We start from the raw sequence: 19454 nt of genomic DNA on the forward strand, positions 1-19454 counted from the left end.
CTTTCATTGTTGTTCGAAGTCACACCTTTCACGCCAGCCTACGCCGAACAGATACAGGAGGGTTAGCAGAAAAAGTGGCGGCAATATGAGCACGGCATAGGAGAGAAGCGGGACGAACAGTATACCTCCCGACGCCAGTTGGATATAGGCAAGTATCCGACACCAGCGATATCGATGAGGTTTCCCTGCAAAGGCCAGCCCCGCGATTGCTGTTACCATTGAAAAGATGTAAGTGATTCCAGCCGCGAAGCATCCCGCCCCGGCGTAGGCGTAGTCCAGCGCCGCGTTGTCTATGAGCTGCAAGCACCACAGGAACATGGGCATGGCGATCAACAACATCAATACGGATGAAATGTGCAGCAGCGCCTGTTTCGTTTTGCTATTCATATATTTTCCTTTCGGGCAGCGTGACAGGATTAACTGCAATAGAAAAGGGTTATAGCTTTTTCCCGCATTTCATACAAAACTTCGCATCCTGTTTCAGTTTGCTACCGCAATGGATGCAAAAAAGTTTACTGCCAGGTGGCACCGGTGCCCCTTTGGCCTTCCCGCAGGAGACGCAAAATTCTGAATTGTTCTCTTTTCCGCAGCCGCAAAGCCATGTGTCAGTGCCTTCAGCTGTTGCCGGTTCCTTGGTTCCGGCAGACGGCGTTGGTGATTTAAACCCGTATCCCTTGGGAACAACCTCACCCGGTGTCAGTGCCTGTTCGATCATTTTTTGTGCAGCTTCCGCACTCAGACTGTACAACACACTGTTTTCACCGCATTCGATAAGCCAAATGGTATCCAATGCTCCCAAAAGCACCTGAGTACTTTGAACCGGTCTGCCTCCTTCGAAATAGTAGCTGTGGAACCCAACAATACCGCGCCTGCAGGTCAGCTCATCCATTATCTTAAAGCCCGCTGCAGTCGGATATATGCTCCCTTCATTCTCATCGGTTAGATCAAGCCTTTGAAGCTCTTTCAATGCTTCAGAAACATTGAACTTTCTGTTGGAGCTGTAAATCGTAATCAGGGACGAGGTAAGCCACCATCTCGGATCCATCATTTCAGTGGCTTCATTCAGAATACTCTGGAGGTCGCTTTCTGTCGGCGGATTGACCGCATTCTTTATTCCCAGCATGATCTGGGCTTTCTGCCTTTTAATGAAATCCGAAAAAGCTGCCAGAACGAAAAGCGCATCCAGTCTCATAGGCAGAACAATATCCTTTGCCGGTGAATTTTCTCCAATAGATGCCATCAGTTCCTCCCGAAGCTGCAATGGGTCGGTGGCCTGAATATAGGTATTTCCGCCGGATTCTCCGCTGTACGCCAGTATCTTGCCATCAACAATGGAAAGACTGGTCAGTGAAACTGCATTTTCCCTGTCGCCCTTCATCAGCATGGATACTTTTCCCGGTGAAAGAAGTATAGGAAGCACCTCTTCCCATTCTTTTTCAACCGCACAGGTTCCTGCACGTTCCGGGAATCCGGACAGCCCTGACAGCAGGTTTGGTTCTATCCCCAGGCTTCTGCCGGCCGGTATAATATTATTGCTGGGTATTTCAATCACTTTTTTATTCATTTATTGCCCCTCACTTATTCTTGGTATTGTGGTTGTGGATATCCTGTCCCATCTCAACGACGGACTTCACACCGTTGGAATAAGCCTCCGAAATGGTTTTCTCTGCAAAATCCAACACCTTATTGTTGTTCGGATCCACGAAGAAACGGCCTGCTTTCCCGCCTTCTGTCGGAGAAATACCGATATCCGTTGCTTTACCGACTCCATAATCAATAGCCAGATTCGTATAGGCCTCCGTTACGGCTTCTCTGATACTTTTTCCTTCCTCAACCGCGTCCTTCATTGTGTAAAAGCCTTCCGTCGGGGCAAAAACCACTTCGGAATGCCCGCCAGTCAAGGTTCCGATCCCCGCCCGGAAAATAACGGATTTTGCCGTATCTCCCTTCACCGCTTCTTCAAAGGTATCTGCAATACCCTTTTTTGTGGTCTGTTTCCAGCGGTTCAGGTTCCGCTGAAACCTTCCGCACGCTGGTTTCGGTTTCCAGCTTGCCCAGCTCATCAGGGGCCTCTTCCTCCCATCCAACCTCTCCACGCATGAACTTTTTATACAGTTTGTTGAGCTTTTCAAACTTCTCTTCCTTGTCAAAACCGAGTTTACCGTTATTCCATTCAACGCTCTTAAGCATCTCATTGTACTCACCGGCCAATCTGTCTGCATACTTGTTGCCTTTTTTAGCTTCCTTTCTCAGTTTATCCCTCTTGTATTTGATTACTTCAGGGTTGTGTGTCCTGTCGCCAGACTTGTTCTTTTTCTTTCGCCTCGCCCGGTTGACCATATAGCCTCCGCCGCCAATCAGAATACCGCCGGGAACCATCCATGTCAGCGGAGAGCCCTTGCTATCCCGGGTTTCATTTTCTGCGGGAGCTTTCCCTTCGTTATGCCAGAGATAGACATACTCCGTTCTGGAGCTCATGCTACCCATGCCGACACTGGTATATATGGATATTTTATCGCCTTCCTCACTGCTATAAGGAGCCTGCGCGGACACCTCGGCATTCACTTTGGGGTTGTTTCCGTATTCCGTTGACCTCCAGTTGGTTGGCGCATAAAGCCAAACAGATAAATTCAAGTCCTCTCCGTCAGAATCTTTTGCCGTGAAGTCTATCGCACCATATGTGCGATGACTCATTTCTACATCGACTTCGTCAAACCGGACAAATGCGTCGCCGTCGAAATCCCAGAAATGTTGTTTTGTTGAGCTAATCGAAAGGTCAACCTTTAATTGTACCGTTTTCCCGCCGTCAATGTACTTCGGCGGTGTCGAAACACTGCCTTGCACCATTGCGCTTTCGCCGTTTTTCGGTCTGGGGTCGTAATCGTCTTTTTCATCGGGTCCTACATAAGTACTGGAAAATGTTCCGGTACCCGCGGAACCGCTCTTACTATTCGACCAATAGTTCTTGTCGGTTAGCTCCTCATTATAATCATAAGTTTGATGACGAACCTCGATACACTCCCAGTAGCCCTCGCGGTCATCTTGCGCCATGCTCGTAACCGAAAAAAGCATTATACAGCATAGCGCCATAGCTATAATCGCAGAGAGCTTTTTTACTGTGTTTTTCATCTCTTAGCTACCTCCTTAAAACTTATTCAACCGCAAATCTGAACCGCAAATCCGGAGCAACGTTGACAAAGCCGGCGTAATAATGCATGGTAATCTCGCTTTTGTCGGCTTGATACTGATATATCATCCAGCCGCTGGTGGATTCACCGGGTGCAAGGTCAACTCTTGACATATATCTTTCATTGCGGTCAGCGACTTCAAGCATAACCTGTGAATTTTCCTCCGATTTCATATCGCTGTCGTCACCCATGGCACCCTCGATATACACAATATAAAAAGCCTTCGCCTTCGGTGATTCAATCGTTTCGTTAGATATGTTTTTGAAAGTAAACCAGACTTTAATATATTCAAAGCCGTCCTTTGCTTTTTCAAGAGTGGTATTCGCTTCGGCTACAGCTACTTTATCTATTGTAACGGAAAGTCCGTTTGCCTCGGCCGCCTCGCCGATACCGTAATACCTGTTTTCATCCGATCTCGCCTCGTCGGAGGGAGTCTTGCTCGATTCGGTGGGCGAAGGGCTTTCGGACGGAGCTTTGCCACCGTCACCCCCGCTGCAAGCGGCATGAGGGAGAGTGCGAGTGCCAACGATAAGAAAATAATCAATGCTTTTTTTATAAGAAAAGCCTCCTTAAAATTATTTGATAAGAGAGGGCAAGTATTGCCCTAATCAGTTTTAATGCCCTCTCCGTAGACTGTTGAAGTTCTCCCTTCTTTAATATCTTCCACAGTATTGTCGCTTGAAAAACGAACCGCGCCTTCCTCGGAAATGAATCTAACATGAGTAGAAAAAGACAAAGCATCACTTGGCGCTTCACAAGTCGCCGTAGCGGTAGACGGGTCATATTCATACGGCCCCGGCAAAAGTAAGAAAGCGGTGCCAAAATCTTTACCTTCCGGCATAAATACTAATTGCCCCTCGTAGTACATAAAAGTAAAGTTGTAGGTAGCGGTCTCACCTTCAGATGTAAATGTCGCAGAATAAGTGCCCAAAAGCCCCTCCAGCGGCAATCCACCAAGCTTCACCTCGGTCACCGGCGCGGAGAGCTTGAAGCCAAGCGTCAGCTCCGGCTCGTCGCTTTCGGGGTCGTCGCTGGGTTTGAACAGTTGCAGCTCCTTGGGACAACCGGCCTGCACATAGCCAAGCAGGGTAAACTTGGTGGAAGCCCCGGCAGCGCCCTTCAGCGTACCGCGCCAGCTCTCCTTCACCGCGTTTTCGGAAAGCGGGGCGAAGCGCAGGGCGTAGCCGTCATACTGCGACTTCTCGCCATCGGGAACGTCCTCCACGATGTTGAAGGTGATGGATTGGTTAAAGAACGCTTTGACCTCGTTCAGCGCGCCAGATACGCAGCCTCGGCCTTGCGTTGCATATACACGCTGACGGACTGCGTTACCGGGTAGAGGCGTTCATAAAGCTGTGCCTTGTAAGCGCCCACTAAGGTTTCGATTTCCGCTTGGGTCGGGTCGGGAACAGTGACGGAGCCTTTGTTGCTCTTATCCTTAATATCCGTAACGACGGCGGCCTTTTCCATATCGCCCAGCGTCCAGAAATAGCGGGCATAGCGGTCTATCTCCGCTTCAATGGCGGCCTTGGCATCGGCTTCGTTGGGGTTGGCCTCGGTGATATCGATCAGCACCTGTCGCCAATCTTTCAGGCTGCGGGCCTTCCAGCCGTTCCCTCCATCCAGTGTGCCGGAGAATTGGTCGTTGAAATAGACATAGACCTCATCTATTTTATCCATCTTCATCGCCATGCCCTGCTCAAACATACTGCTGATGGTGTAGTCAAAGATGAACAGTCCGCTGGCGGCAAGTCCCCACGCGGCGGATTCGGCATAGGAAAGCGCCAGCATCGCCGTGTCCTTATATAAGCCGAGGGTATCCGCGTCTGTCTTATCGGTACTCAGCACCACCGCGCCGATTTTCACCGCCGCCGCTACCTTGCCCAGCTTGTTCATTTTTTTGTAGGCCGAATCAGCCAGCGCTGTATCAAAGGTCGGGCTGCCCAGGGACGCCATGTTCAAAATCGTGCCTGTGAGATCCGTGCCGAAGCCAATGTCACCGGCTTCACCGGCTATGCCACCCATAAATCCGTTGTGGGCGGTGAGAAGCCGCGCCGCGAGACCCGCCGCTTCCTCTCCGTCCGCACCGCCGCCCGCCACATATTCCCGGAGCGTTTTCATCGCCTGCTGTTGGTCGATGCCGGTAATGTCCGAATAAATATCGGTGATATAGGCGCTGCGTTTGCCCTCGTTTCTGACGCAGAACGCGCCAAAGGTGGAGAGATGATCGGTGTAGATGACCAGCTCATTCGCGGTCGCGTCCACCTCGAACAGCACATCCTCCCACTCGCCGGTGGTTTCGTTTTTGTACTTTGCCCCCACGCATTTTGCAGAGTCCTGCCCCTCTTCACAGTAGGATGTATCATAGGGGATGCGCAGGGTGATGAAGTCCGAAAGCTCGGTCATATCACCCAGCTTGAAGTCGTAGGCTTCTATCTTATAGCCTTCATTCTTGTTTTCTTCCACAGGAAGCTTTGCCACGGTAAATTCTGCTTCACCGTCCAGCACATAATTGCCCAGCTCCACGCTAACGCCGTTTTCCAGTTTGATGCCGGTACTCTCCGGCGAAAGCGTTGCCGCGTCGCTTTTGCTGCCACCACCGCCGCATCCGGCAAGACCGGTCAAAAGCATCGCCGCCACGAGTAAAATGGATACTATCTTTTTCATGTCAGACCCCTCCCTTTTATTACCAATCACTAATTTCTGCCTGCACGCCTGTTTCGTGCCAAAGCTTTTGTGCGGCCTCCACAACCATCTGTTTGTGAAGCATACCGTGCAGCAGCTCTACCCGCATGGTCTGATCCTTATCGCCAAAGGTCAGGTACATCCGCTCCTTATCAATTTGAACGGCGCTCAGGCGCACGCCATGTACCCCGTCGAGACCCCACCGGTAAATATCACTGCCGATGAGGATACCAAAGGTAGATACTACAGTTTTCCCGGTGTCTTTTTTCATTTGGCGGCTCGGCATGGAGATGAGAGCAGATGGCACCGCAAGGATGCGATTATCCCAAATGAGTGTTGCGTCATAGAGCAGACGACTCTGCCTCAACAATAACAGGAGAGAGATAAGGCTGATAGCTCCAAAGGCGAAAACCGCTTCTAACATAAATGTAGCGCCGAGCCACACCGCCAAACTAATACTGGCCGTGAACAATAAAACATATTCATTGCGTCGTTTACGGATTAATTTCATTTGCATCATACCTCCCTCCAGTATAAATTTTAGGGAAAGATGCCTTAAAAAGCATCGTTCGAAAGGATGAATTTGCAGAAAAAAGCCCCTCATACTTTAGTATGAGAGGCCAGTAAAACCCTGTATTTATGTATCATTCAATCGTTTGATTCTTCAGCAGGGTGCTTATGAGTTCTGCCCGACTACCTACATCATATTTTGAAAAAATGTTCCTTGCATGTGTTTTTACAGTACTCTCACTGATAAACAAAGCCCCGGCAATTTCCCGGTTGGATTTGCCTGAAAGGATTAGCTGCAATACCTCCTGCTCCCGGACAGTCAGCGGATCAAGAGTTTTAATTTGACGAACAATGTCCGTTTGCTGTGACTGGCTCATATTGTCATAAGCAGCAAGATAAGCATGGCTTTTCAGCAGTAAGACAAGCTGGTTGTTCAGCGGCGGTAGCATAACCAGCGTAACGCACACCACTGTCAGGGCAATCACCGCCACCTCCGCACCGGGAAGCCCCATAGATGTCACAGCCATCCCCAAGACTCCTCCGCAAAGGACGCCGAATACATTGGCGGAAAGCCCAATGCCAAAGGTTTGTGTGGGATTGTCGCTATAATCCAGCATTTCTCCAAGGATGCTCCACCAAAACAGATCAAAAATACCGCAAGCACCGAGCATCAGCGTATCCACAGTCAAATAGTCGGAGGTATTTCGCCCTAACAACATAAAGCTGATGAACGCTCCTATAATCATTGCCATTCCAATATACAAAATTCTGGAACGCTTTGCTTTCATAGGTAAGTTGCGCATAATAACAAGCGCTACGATATAAGGCACGGCCCAATACCAGCTCACCAATCCCGTCAGATGCTCAAAAGCAGGATTGATGACCTGATACATCAGTCCAGAATTAATTGTGATGATAAAGACAAAAAAACACAGCAATATCAGTTGGTTTTTAATGCCGCCATGCGTCTTGTTTTTAAATGTTTTGTTCTGCTCATTCTCCTGCCCCAACGGCAGCATCCAGATGAAGGCTATACCGATTACAAGACAAAGCATCGAGAGGCTTAGCCCGATAAACGGCGACCGGTTCATGGCAAACACGTTGACTGCAATCATCAGCAGATTGGAATAAATCAGAACATCGGCGCAAGATTTAATGCGCTCGTTCTTGGGCGTAAAGGCCCTGAGAAAAAATCCCCATGCCGCCACTGCGCAGCCACTAAAGTATCCGCTGACAATCAGTCCGCTCAACCATAGAGAGGAGGGAGCAAAAAAGAAGGGAACAGAAGCGGCTAAGCATAAGCCCATGCCGCCGAGCATCATGCTTCTGGCTGCCGCTTGTGATTTGACAAACAGACCGCAGGTAAAAAGCCCCGCAAAATGTGCGATAATTGCAGCCAGTATGTAACGGTCGACGTCTGTTCCACGCAAATCCAGCAGGCTGTACAGCACCTGCCCCTCAAACTGAAACGACAGAATATAGGCAAAGAGAAATGAAAATCCGGCAACAGAAATCCTGCGGGCATTTATTGTTATATGGCCGTTCATGTGATAACCTCCTCTCTTGATTCTTTCATTTTTCTATGCCGGTTCGCATTTCAAATCTCATTTTTTCATCTTTAGTTAACAGAACCTTTTTATATCGACTGAATTATGGTCCAGATTATTCCAAATAACTCATTTACATTTGCCAGACATTTTGAGATAGTGCGATTTTTGGCTCAACGCTTCAAAAATCATCTCAAACACTTCTTTGTAAGCCGGTATGTCGTGGTCGGGTGCGTAGTTAATGCCGTCGCCGGCATCGAATTTTTCGTCATAGATGAAGCGGAGTATTTCATCAGCTATCCGCTGCTTTTTGTCGTCCCCGCCGATGTGGGTTTTTACCCGCTCTCGCAAATCCTCGATGCTGTAACTACAGAGTTGAAGAAAATAGTATTCGACAATTCTCTGAATTACACTGAGAAGCGTTGCCGGAAGACGCGCGTCCCTGTATTCGCACCATAAAGCATCATACGAGTTTTTTACAGGCGAAACGTTTTCTATGCCGCTTTCATTTGTGACGCATTCCATTTCATTAATTCTAACGGTAGAAACATTATCATCCGATTTCTTGACAAAGAAAAACGATGATTTCTTAACGATATCGTCTCTGCTCGTTTCATATTTATGGGATATTTCTTTGTGGAAATACGGATTGTGTGTCAAGATAAAAATCTGCTTAATGTTGAATTGGCCGCCGTCTAAAAAGCAGTCTTCAACCAGTTTTCGGACGAGTGAGCTGACGACAAAAAGAACACCGCTATCCATACTCGAAACAGGGTCGTCAATCACTACAATTTTTCCCTTAACGAGGTCTTCTTTGCGCCACGCCCCTTGAACATAAAAATAAAAGTACAGAAAAGCTATAAAGTTCTTTTCACCTTCGCTTAGACCTTTGGCGACCTCGCCGTCTTCGCGGACAACTTCATATTTATCAGGAACTCTCGCGTGGGGGCGTAGTTGAAATCCTCTGAACCCTGTCTTTTGGAGCAGTACATTGATTTTATCAACCGTGGACGCCGTGCCACCCATTTTATCTGACAATTCTCGAATTTCATTTTTGAGGACACCGAGCGAACCATTAAGTTTCTACTTTCGTCCTATGATCAGCGCTGCTTGCTTTAGGATGTCGTTTTCCATTTTTAATTGTTGGACTTCTTTGCGCAATTTGATTAACTCGTTTTCTTCATCACTGCGGTTGTCTTTTTCTTTAAATGATCCGGAGTTTTGATGCTGTTTCACCCAACGATCAAAGGCTGAAGCTGACAATTCATACTCCTTAATAATTTCATGTCTGGGTTTTCCGTTTAAATATAATTGGACGACCTGATTTTTAAATTCATCTGTAAAAATTCGGCGTTCTCTTCTGGTCATATTGGTTCTCCTTCATTTTATGGATTTAGTTTATATGACCTTAGTAAATCTGTCCAGTTAAGTATAGCCTATCCATACTGTCAGAATCCACCTCCATGGTAACCTCTAATTTAGGTGTATTAGTTTTGAGGGATAATAAGACAACCGTCTCAACGTGGCTCGAGAGGACAGAATGAATGTCATTTGAAGTTGCCCGTTCTCGGAAACATATCCACTACGTTTTTGGCACTGTCAGTAGACGGGAACATATCCACCAATCGTACCATTTACGAAAAGGGCACTCTTACTAGAGCGCCCTCAATCATAAACATTGATGTCATTAATAGTCTTTTTTCTTTACTGGAATCCAGATTTCGCTTCGATACTTTGGATTTCCAGTGTCTGGACTCTCATTCCATAAAATTTCAGGACCTTCAACCGCCTCGTATCCTGAAGATGGAAACCACTCTGAGTATATCCTACCCCACACATTTTGAAGTGTTTCCGGAAATGGTCCAATCGATTCAAATACAGCCCAGGTACTAGCATCAATTTTTAATACATCAAAATCTGCAGTTTCATTACTTGATGTTGCTACCCCGATGTAATGATCTAATTCTCCTTTCTCTTCCATTCTACCTTCTGAAAAATTAGTGGAAGCACTAATAATACCTGTAGGTTCTACATTTGAAATTGCTTTTAATTGATTAATAACATCCATGGTTAAAAGTTCAGTCATTTTTGCAATCTCTGGATTGACACCTTCAAAAATAATTGGAACTCTCTTCTTAAATCCTACTAACTTAAAAGGTCCTTTCTCAACAATACGATAGTTCATTTCGCATCCTCCTTTAATTGATAATTGAAAGGTCATTCGAGGATAAGCTTTTAATTGTGTATTCTCACACCTTGCCTCAGAAGGGAGAAAGCCATGCAGAGAATGAAAAGCACGGGAAAATGAATCAGCCGAATTATAGCCATATTTGACGGCTACATCAATTATTCTCAAATCCCTATCCTTCAAATCAAGTGCAGCCAACGTCAGTCTTCTTCTCCGAATATATTCTGATAAACTTATTCCTGCTAAAAAAGAAAACATTCGCTTGAAATGATACTCTGAACAATATGCGATTTTAGATACTTCACTATAATCAATCTCCTCTGTTAAGTGCTCTTCAATATACTCCAATGCATTATTCATACTTCTTAACGAATCCATCAAACAACCTCCTTTCATCATCAATATTATCAGGGGATGCATTTACCCGTCCGACAATCTGTGCACAGTATTGTCGATTCCCTTTCATGTAATTAGTATCGTTAAACTGAATTTATCTTTGGGATGTTTACCACAGGAATCCTTTACTTTTCTTCAGTGTGTCTTTCTTGCTGCAAAAATCCCTTTGCCTCGCTAAGGCGTAAATCCCAATATTTTTGCAAAAGGTAAATGATTTTCTCATCTTCAACTTTGGCTTCCTTCAGAGCCGCAGTTGCCTTTTCAATCCCAATGACTCTTTCTTCAAAGGCAGCTTCATCTAGCCATGCATTGCTATCTTCTCTTATTCGTTCCAACAGTTCACTTCCAAATCCCGAAAGGGAATCTCTAATTGAACGTGCCATATCTATTCCTCCTCTAAATTCTAATTTATTGCACTATTGATAGACAAATTGGAATTTGTCAGTTACTTGTATTCACTCGGAACAGGAATATTAAATCTCTCGCACAATAGTTTTACATCATGCATATCATTTTCATCATACTCATAGCCCAGATGAAATAATACTTGATTTTCAGCATCAATACATCTAACTATTTTATCGCCTATTTTCCCAATGCCACTAAACACTTTTGGTGGATATGCTTCTCCTTCAAAAACAATGTATCCTTTTTCGTTGAAATTAAATATATGAAGATCAATTACCCTACCTCTAGTATCCTTCCAAACCGTGTGAGATGTGGTGGTATATGCTTCTGTAACTTCCGCAAAGCCTTTTTCTTTTATTATTTCAATAAACTTTTTACTATTACTTTCTTCCACAAATAAATCAATATCATTGTGTGCTCTTGTTTCTTCTTCTAATAGTGCATCTACTCCCCAACCGCCATCAATCCATATGTTAATTCCATTTTCTTCAGCGTATGTTATTATCTCAATGGCATCAGTTTTACTTACCATGTAATCCCTCCGTTCAAATTAAATCTATAAGTGATAAATCTCAAAACTATTTCTCCTTAATATAATGTCTATTGTTCCAATCAAAGCTAAAGATGAAGCTTGCCTTCTTTAGCTCGCAATAATTAGAGCTAAATCGAGGTTCCAGCACCCCCTAGATTTAAGTTCCCTTTTGTGCCATGGTAGAAAGGCCCCAAGTCTAGGAATTTTTCATGAATTGCTCTAACCCTGCTTTGGATGTTAACATTTCAAGATTATTAAATATTTCCTCTTCGCTCCAGTTCCACCATTGTAGCTTTAGCAAGAATTCAATCTTTTCGTCACTAAAGCGTTTTTTGATAAACTTAGCTGGATTCCCACCATATATTGTATATGGCTCAACACTTTTCACTACTGTTGAATTAGCGGCAATAATCGCACCATCACCAATTTTAATACCCGGCATAATGGTAACATTTTGACCTATCCATACATCATTGCCAATCACTGTATCTCCCTTAAAAGGAAGTTGTTCAATTGTAGGAGTCACCTTTGCCCATCCATGGCCAAAGATATTAAAGGGATAGGTTGTAATTCCATCCATTCTATGATTTGCACCATTCATAATAAACTTAACACCCTCTGCAATTGCACAGAACTTTCCTATTATAAGTTTATCCCCTAGAAATTCGTAATGGTGCTCTATATTATCATAAAATTTCTCTGGAGACTTTTTATTATCGCTATAATAGGTGTATTCTCCAATTTCTACATTGGGCCGTTTTGGCAAATTACTTATATAACAAACTGTTTTTATGTTTTCATTCGGATAAAGCTTTTTCTTATCTGGCCCCGTCATTGAATATCGGCTCCTTTAAGGTATTCAACCTCGTTTACTAGTCTTTGAAGAATCTCTATTCCTTTTCTTGTACACTCTACATCAGTTGATATTAAGGAAATAACCTTATCGACCCTTTCCTTGTAATCGCTTGGCTTGATCTTAAAATCTTCAATCATCTTAACAGCCTTTTTTTCATTTATACAGTATTCTTTGTTTACTGCAAATAAGACTTGATTAAGGGAAGATATGCTTCGAAAGCAATGCCCACAAACATAGGATACATCGTCTTTATCTATATTGTTCTCAGCAAACATTAATGAGAAACCTGCCTCAAACATAAAAAATTCGGTTAATCCTTTCTGCAAAGCGGTTGGATAACGTTCTGCCTGCTTTTTTAATTCGCATAAGCTTTCATTCTTAGCATATAGTATTTTGCTAATCGCTAATTCTCCTCGATACATAGCACTTATATATCCATGGGGATGCCCCGTCTGATAATTAGCAGTAACAATTCCTTGCTCCGTATCTTTGATTATTTGTTCCACCCGTTTTATATCACGTAAAATCAAGTCAACATGATACCCATTTATAACTAACCATCCGCCGCCATTAATCCAATCACCCCACGCTCCGGGAGGTACAACAAGGTTATTTCTATTCTCATCATCCAACTCTGTAGCAATTTGATTAATCGCTGTAATGTCAAATGATTCTGATTTGTAATAGATTCCGATATCTATATCAGAATCCTCTGTATGGGTGCCTCTTGCACGGGAACCCCCTAATACGATGCCTTCTATATAAGGCAAAGAGGATAATTTTTCTGTCACTGATTGAATAATATTATCTATCATACTGAATCACTCCTTTCAATATCAAAAGCTATATCCCATGCTGAGAAACGCCTTTTTTGCCATGTGTTCCTTATGCTTTACGTATATTTCTATGGAAAGGGGGCCTTCAAAATTCATCTTGAAGGCCTTATTTTCCCTGATTAGAGGTCTAACCTACTTAACGTTTAGATAAAATCAATAACCTCTTTCACTGGTCTACTTACGATCTGTCAAATACGAAAAGTAAAATAATTATCGGACTAAGTTTAATTTCTTATCTTTGATTTCATAAATCACATCAGCCACATTATCAAGCAGCCGATTGTCATGGGTGATAAACACTATAGTTCCGGCATACTCCTTCATTAGTATTTCCAAAGCCTCTAAGCTTGGTATGTCAAGAAAGTTGCTCGGTTCATCCATTAGTAAGATGTTATATCTACCCATAAGCATTTTAGCTAGCAACAATTTTATAATTTCTCCGCCGCTTAAAACAGATAAACTTTTCCCAATATCGTTTTGTTTAAACCCCATCGATGCTAGCACTGAACGAATTTCCGATACATTGTAATCACAATCCTCCTGCATAAACTCTAGGACATTCTGATTACTGTTGTACTTGTAACCATTTTGTGCAAAGTAACCTATTTTTGCCTTAGGTGAAATAGAAATTCCATCTTCATGGTTTAAGATCATTTGGATTAAAGTTGTTTTTCCGGTTCCATTACTACCAGTTAATGCCACTTTTGCTCCAAGCGGAATTTGAAAAGATACATTTTCAAACAATACCTTATCTCCAAATATTTTATTAATTTCCGTACCAGCAATAGGATATGGATTGTGGAGCTCCAATGCTTTACTTTGCCTGAAACGAATCCTACGAATGTCTTCTGGGGCTTCTACTTTTCCTAAGGCCGCAATCCTATGTTCTAGGGACTTAGCGGCATTATGCATCTTTTTTTCCTTACTTCCCATTGATTTTTGATGAGCTAAACGCCCTCCGCCTTCAGTACTTTTTTTCTTTGAAGCACCTTTTGCCTTTTTTTCTATTTTACGGGCCTGCTTTCGCTTTTCCTCCGCAGCCCTTTCCAATCGGGCACGTTCCGTAATAAATTGTTCGTATTGTGCAGCTTGGCTCTTGCGTTCTTCCTCTTTCTGACGAAGATAATCAGAATAGTTTCCCCAATACTCAGTGATTTTGCCATCTTTCAGTTCCCATATTTTATCTACTATTTCATCAAGAAAATAACGGTCATGGCTAATAACTAACAGTGCACCTGTAAAATATTTTAGCTGTCCTATTAGAAAATCAATTCCTTCACGGTCTAAATGGCTCGTAGGTTCATCCGCTAAAATACCATGAACCTGTTCCGATAAGGCCTGTGCTATTTTAAGCCTTGTTTCTTCACCACCGCTCATGGTCTGTATATTTAATTGCTCAACACCTAGCTTGCCTACAAGTGCAAAATCTTTTTCCTCCTGCAGAGTTACTTCGTCCAACTGGGGAATATAGGCAAGTTCACCCAGACGATTCATTTTACATCCTGGGGGAATTAATTCTCCTAAAAGTACCTTGAGTAAAGTGCTTTTTCCTGCACCATTTGCTCCTACTAAACCAATACGGTCATAATCATATACTTCTAATTCATTTATTTCTAAAACATCGCGTCCTTTGAATTCCACACGAATGTCTTTTGCTTTTAATATCAATTCCATAACATTTCCTCCTGTCTATAATCGCATGCTTTCATTTGCTTGTACGCAGGGAAAACCCTGCGATTTTAGCAGGAAGAATTACATGAAAATAAGATACATAAATATCCCTCCAATATTATTTTATTTTAAATCTAATTTTCTAACCTCTGTTATCATTGGGCAAACTATAGCAATGCCAATAATTAAAATACCTGATAGTAAAAACCAATGATTTACACCAATTCTATCAGCAAAGAATCCAGAAAGAATTAATCCAATTGGCATAGCAAGTGACATGATACTTCCGGTCAAAGAAAATACACGTCCTAAATATTCAGGCTTAATTTTCTCCTGAAAAAGAGCTGTTTGCACACCGCTATAAAATGGCACCGAAAGCCCCATTATTGCACAGCAAACTACAAATATTACAAATCCATTTGGAGGAAGTATTCCCGAAACGGCTAAACTGGCCCCCATTATAAAAAATGAACTAGTTATTAGTAATACACGCTTTTCGAAGCTCCCTAATCTTCCTAACAATAAGCCTCCTGCTAGCATTCCAAAGGCAAAGGAAATTTCCGTAATAGAAATATGCACAGGTGTTCCATTAAAGTATTCCATGCTTATTAAAGGAAATAGTGCATTAATTGGCATATAAACAAAAGTATATAGTGTTCCTAAGAGTAATAAGGCAAACAATCCTTTGTTTTGTCTCAGAACGACAATTCCTTCTTTCATTTCTCTTGTGAAATTTGGTTCCAAACTTTGCACTTGATTACCCAGCTTAGGTATACGTACAATTGCTACCGTAATAGATGCAATCACAGCACCCAATACGTCGATGGCAATAATAGCATTTAAATCCCAAACGGAGTATAAGAGTGCTGCAACTGCCGGACTAACAATATAGCTTATAGACTGCAAAGACTGACTATAGCCTGCGCATTTCGTTAGCTGTTCTTCTGGTACTAAAAGTGGGGTAACCGCATTGAGCGCTGGGGTATGAAAAGCTGTTCCAATGCTACGGATAAACAATACTATCATAACCATCCAGACAGGTAGCTCCATATAGAATGCAACAATAGCAAGCACTGCACTAGCTGCTGCGATAATTAAATCGGCACCAATCATTATCTTCTTCCTATCATGACGATCCACTAGCACACCAATTGCAGGCCCCAAAATCGCATAGGGTAAAAAACCTACTAATGAAGCCATAGACAAGACCATCGCAGATCCTGTTTTTTCTGTAAGGTAAAAAATAATCGCCATTTGCAGGATGGCACTAGTGATTAATGATACTGCTTGCCCTGCCCATATTGCATAAAATTTTCGTTTCCAATTGTTGTATTTTTCCATTTATATTATCTCCTGCATATTATTTTGCTTGAATTTCTATTTTGAATAGCATTCTAGGCAATAAAAAATGCAGGCCAAACTCCACAATGTGGCTTTTGGTCTGCATACATACAATTTGGAAGCATTCATATTAAAGACATAGTTAAATAGAGGTATAGTTAAATAACCAATATCCTCACCGTAACTAACGAATGCTCAATATCGTATAAATAAGCACAACAAAAAAGCCTATCATAAGGGATAGATTCTGCCTTTTTTATTGCCAGCTTATCTTAAACGCATTGAGGCTGTCATAGTTTCGGTTCCTCCTGAATTCTTATTTGTATCAGCGTATATTTTATCACAATAAGGTTCTATATTCAACACAAAAAATATAAAGGGAGGAAATACCGCCAAAGGCGATAGTTTCCTTAATTGCGGTTGACTCAATAATCTATATCATTTCTTCAATCTTCACACCTGACTTAAACTCCACCTCAATCCTGTCATCGCGGATCGTAACTTTTTCAATAAGCCGCCTTACCAACTGCTCATCATACTCCTCTAACTCGTGAGACTGTTCATTCAAGAAAGCAGTCATTTCAGCGATTCGTTGCCTTTTTCCTTCACGCTCGGCATTTTCTACAAGTGAATTTTGCTTCATCTCCCGAAGGCGGTATATCTCATCAGCAACATTATCGTAGTCATTTTTTGACTTTGCCTGTTTAAGAAGCTCTATCTGCAATTCTTCCAACTTGCTATCAAGCTCATCCGTATCATTATCACTTTCTTCATTAAATATAGTGTCGATATTTTTCTGTAATGTTGAAAGGAAAGGTTCTTTGTTAGCCAAAAGTTCGTTAATAGCCTTAACCACTGCTGTCTGCAATGTTTCCTCATTTATGGTAGGGGCAGTGCATTCAGAGTCCTTCTCCTCCAGACGGCTGACGCATCGCCAAACAATTGACTTGTAGCCTCGGTTATTCCAGTGTACCCGCCGGTAAATATCACCGCACTATAGATATATCTAATCTGTCAACTCAATCCTACCCATATTCTAGCTCAAATTTTGCACAAAAATATACCCTCGATATGTTTCTACGTACACATATCGAGGGCTTAGGTCGAGTAGACAGATTCACTTTCATTTTACAAAACCTAGTATCTTCAAGGCTTTCCGGACTTTATTTCTTAGACATCAAGCAAATGGTCTCCACGTGCCCGGTATGCGGAAACATATCTACCAACTTCACCTTCTTGACTTCATACCCCGCCGCCACAAAAAACGGCAGATCCCGGGCCAGCGATGTCGCCTTACAAGACACGTACACAAACACCTTGGGCTTAAAATCCAGAATTTTAAAGATCGCTTTGGGGTGGATGCCGTCCCGGGGCGGGTCCAGAATAATCACATCAGCCAGATCGTGGAGGTTGGCCACTTCCACCATCACGTCGCCGGCAATAAACTGGCAATTGTCCAGACCGTTCTTGGTCGCATTGGCTTTGGCTGCTTCGACCGCTTCGAGGACCAGCTCGATGCCGACTACCTTTTTAGAAACCGGTGCCAGTACCTGGGCAATGGTGCCGGTGCCGCAGTATAAATCATAAATCACTTCGTTCTGTTCCTGACCGACAAAATCCCGGACCACGGAATAAAGTTTTTCTGCTCCTAAGGTATTGGTCTGGAAAAAGGAAAAGCTGGTGATTTCAAAGGTCAGTCCTAAAATTTTATCTTCAATTTTATCTTCGCCATACAGGGTTTTGGCGGTTTCGGCTTTGACCACATCGGCGATGCCATCGTTTTGGGTATGGAGAATCCCCCGGATCTGGCCAATAAGCGATAGATCCAGCAGGCATTTGACAAAAGCCGCTTCGTCCAGGGTTCCCTGGGTGGTAGTCGCCAAATTGATCAGCAGATCGCCGGTGTGTTTGCCCTTGCGCACGACCAGATGTCTTAAAAAGCCTTCGTGGCTGCGTTTATGAAAATAACTGTCCCCGGTTTGGGTAAAATAGCCCAACACGGCCGTTTGAATCGCGTTAAAATCTTCGTCGGTAATCTGGCAGCCATCGGTTTTGACGATATTATAAAAGCTGCCCTGTTCGTGAAGCCCCAGCATCAGCGGGCCATCTTTTTCGTTATCGCCAAAGGAATACTCCATCTTATTGCGGTAACCAAAAACCTCGGGGCTGGGAACAATCCCTTCATAGGCAAAGCCTGCGATCCCGGCCTGTTCCAGCAGGTTTAAGACGTAGTTTTCTTTGAGCTTTAACTGTTGGTCATACGGCAGGTTCTGATAGGTACAGCCCCCACATTTATCAAAGACATCGCAGGCGGCATCAATTTCATTGGGGGCTTTTGCCAGCACTTCCAGAATTCGGCCCTCATATTTCTTGCGTTTCTTAGCAATGTTCACTAATACCTTTTGGCCCGGCAGGCCGTTTTTCATGACAACTTTTTTTTCGTCGTGGATGCCCCAGGATTTACCGGGGAAGTTAAATCCCTCTATCGTTAATTCAATCGTTTCATTCTTTTTCAATGTGGACTCCTTAAAATTTTTTGTTTTATTATACGAGGCTGTTTATCCAGCCGGTCTTGGCTGTTACGCTTTGGTCAGTTCCTGAAAATAACGGGAAACGGCAAACATCCGGGCCCCGTTGATAATCTCTTTGATGCTGATGGTGATTTCCTCGGGTGATTGCTTCATCCCGTTTTGGGCCCAGTCGATAATCATCCCCACCACCCCATAGGATAAAAATTCAGCGGTAAAAGTTTTCTTCTGGGGCGTCATCACCGGAGCAACTTCCGGGTTCATTTTGCGATCACTGGACAGGTGTTCAATCATTTCCATAAATATTTCCTTGGTGACGGTAAACAGATAATTCTGAAATTCGGTGCCAGCGATGTCTTTTAAGGTGGTTTGGTAAAAGTGACCATCCTTTTTCATCGTCGTCAACAGCGCCAGCACCTTGCTGTCCCAGTTTTCGATGGTGAGATCGGTTCGGATGACTAAAATCGCCTCCTGATAAACAATCCAGTTAATCAAATCGTATTTATCTCGAAAATGATAATAAAAGGTCTGGCGGTTCAGACCACACGCAGCGGTAATTTCGGCAATGGTGATTTTTTCAAAGTTTTTATTTTTTAGAATATGTTTAAAGCCTTTGGCAATGGCTTTTTTGGTTATTGACGCATCGGACATGCAGACACTCCTCATGATCTTTTTTGAAAATAATTATATCATTTCCGCTTCTTATTTCAAAGTAATCCGCCCCAAATAAAAAGAACCCCGCATTTTGCTATGCAGCGTTCTTTTAAT

The 19454-nt window shown here is 43.3% G+C and carries 19 protein-coding genes and 2 pseudogenes; all 21 read right to left on the bottom strand.

Going from position 1 to position 19454, the window contains the following annotated elements; genetic code table 11:
• Window positions 1-3 precede the first annotated feature (3 nt).
• Entirely contained in the window at window positions 4-387 is a 384-nt protein-coding gene (locus CHL1_RS17990; protein WP_250934248.1) for a hypothetical protein, read from the bottom strand.
• Window positions 388-436: 49 nt separating this feature from the next.
• Entirely contained in the window at window positions 437-1564 is a 1128-nt protein-coding gene (locus CHL1_RS17995; protein WP_250934249.1) for a zinc ribbon domain-containing protein, read from the bottom strand.
• Between the two features lie 10 nt (window positions 1565-1574).
• Window positions 1575-1952: a hypothetical protein gene (locus CHL1_RS18000; protein ID WP_250934250.1), complete on the bottom strand. Its 378-nt coding sequence runs from the start codon at window positions 1950-1952 to the stop codon at window positions 1575-1577.
• A 7-nt stretch (window positions 1953-1959) separates the two neighbouring features.
• A complete protein-coding gene (locus tag CHL1_RS18005; RefSeq protein WP_250934251.1) occupies window positions 1960-3129 on the bottom strand; it encodes a hypothetical protein in 1170 nt (389 codons plus the stop codon).
• 22 nt (window positions 3130-3151) lie between these two features.
• Entirely contained in the window at window positions 3152-3733 is a 582-nt protein-coding gene (locus CHL1_RS18010) for a DUF4352 domain-containing protein (RefSeq protein ID WP_338078327.1), read from the bottom strand.
• A gap of 59 nt (window positions 3734-3792) precedes the next feature.
• Window positions 3793-4413: a hypothetical protein gene (locus CHL1_RS18015; protein ID WP_250934252.1), complete on the bottom strand. Its 621-nt coding sequence runs from the start codon at window positions 4411-4413 to the stop codon at window positions 3793-3795.
• Between the two features lie 44 nt (window positions 4414-4457).
• A complete protein-coding gene (locus tag CHL1_RS18020) occupies window positions 4458-5855 on the bottom strand; it encodes a hypothetical protein (RefSeq protein ID WP_250934253.1) in 1398 nt (465 codons plus the stop codon).
• Window positions 5856-5874: 19 nt separating this feature from the next.
• Window positions 5875-6393, bottom strand: a complete 519-nt coding sequence (locus tag CHL1_RS18025; protein ID WP_250934254.1) for a hypothetical protein — start codon at window positions 6391-6393, stop codon at window positions 5875-5877.
• A gap of 124 nt (window positions 6394-6517) precedes the next feature.
• Complete coding sequence (locus tag CHL1_RS18390; protein WP_276520465.1) at window positions 6518-7930, bottom strand: LuxR C-terminal-related transcriptional regulator; 1413 nt, start codon at window positions 7928-7930, stop codon at window positions 6518-6520.
• A gap of 129 nt (window positions 7931-8059) precedes the next feature.
• Window positions 8060-8980: pseudogene (locus CHL1_RS18035) on the bottom strand (AAA family ATPase); the annotation flags it as partial.
• A gap of 37 nt (window positions 8981-9017) precedes the next feature.
• Window positions 9018-9298 (bottom strand): annotated as a pseudogene (locus CHL1_RS18040) (transposase); the annotation flags it as partial.
• Between the two features lie 319 nt (window positions 9299-9617).
• A complete protein-coding gene (locus tag CHL1_RS18045) occupies window positions 9618-10496 on the bottom strand; it encodes an AraC family transcriptional regulator (RefSeq protein ID WP_041844908.1) in 879 nt (292 codons plus the stop codon).
• A 143-nt stretch (window positions 10497-10639) separates the two neighbouring features.
• A complete protein-coding gene (locus tag CHL1_RS18050) occupies window positions 10640-10897 on the bottom strand; it encodes a hypothetical protein (protein WP_052514478.1) in 258 nt (85 codons plus the stop codon).
• 62 nt (window positions 10898-10959) lie between these two features.
• Window positions 10960-11454, bottom strand: coding sequence for a nucleotidyltransferase domain-containing protein (locus tag CHL1_RS18055; protein ID WP_228881745.1), 495 nt, complete (start codon window positions 11452-11454; stop codon window positions 10960-10962).
• Window positions 11455-11650: 196 nt separating this feature from the next.
• Window positions 11651-12289: a Vat family streptogramin A O-acetyltransferase gene (locus CHL1_RS18060; protein WP_228881748.1), complete on the bottom strand. Its 639-nt coding sequence runs from the start codon at window positions 12287-12289 to the stop codon at window positions 11651-11653.
• Window positions 12286-13125, bottom strand: a complete 840-nt coding sequence (locus CHL1_RS18065; RefSeq protein WP_040036558.1) for a nucleotidyltransferase domain-containing protein — start codon at window positions 13123-13125, stop codon at window positions 12286-12288. Before CHL1_RS18065 ends, CHL1_RS18060 begins: the two co-directional genes overlap by 4 nt.
• A 231-nt stretch (window positions 13126-13356) precedes the next feature.
• The gene (msr(D), locus tag CHL1_RS18070; RefSeq protein ID WP_228881751.1) at window positions 13357-14820 is read right to left on the bottom strand and encodes an ABC-F type ribosomal protection protein Msr(D); all 1464 of its coding nucleotides are present in this window, start codon (window positions 14818-14820) and stop codon (window positions 13357-13359) included.
• 120 nt (window positions 14821-14940) lie between these two features.
• Window positions 14941-16158 (bottom strand): macrolide efflux MFS transporter Mef(A), encoded by a 1218-nt coding sequence (gene mef(A), locus CHL1_RS18075; protein ID WP_228881753.1) that lies wholly within the window; start codon window positions 16156-16158, stop codon window positions 14941-14943.
• A gap of 433 nt (window positions 16159-16591) precedes the next feature.
• Window positions 16592-17143, bottom strand: a complete 552-nt coding sequence (locus tag CHL1_RS18080) for a recombinase zinc beta ribbon domain-containing protein (protein WP_324251106.1) — start codon at window positions 17141-17143, stop codon at window positions 16592-16594.
• 178 nt (window positions 17144-17321) lie between these two features.
• Complete coding sequence (gene rlmD, locus CHL1_RS18085; protein WP_250934255.1) at window positions 17322-18674, bottom strand: 23S rRNA (uracil(1939)-C(5))-methyltransferase RlmD; 1353 nt, start codon at window positions 18672-18674, stop codon at window positions 17322-17324.
• 63 nt (window positions 18675-18737) lie between these two features.
• Entirely contained in the window at window positions 18738-19337 is a 600-nt protein-coding gene (locus tag CHL1_RS18090) for a TetR/AcrR family transcriptional regulator C-terminal domain-containing protein (protein ID WP_250934256.1), read from the bottom strand.
• Window positions 19338-19454 lie beyond the last annotated feature (117 nt).

Source organism: Acetobacterium wieringae (assembly GCF_023700225.1).
Taxonomy (GTDB): Bacteria; Bacillota; Clostridia; order Eubacteriales; family Eubacteriaceae; genus Acetobacterium; species Acetobacterium wieringae.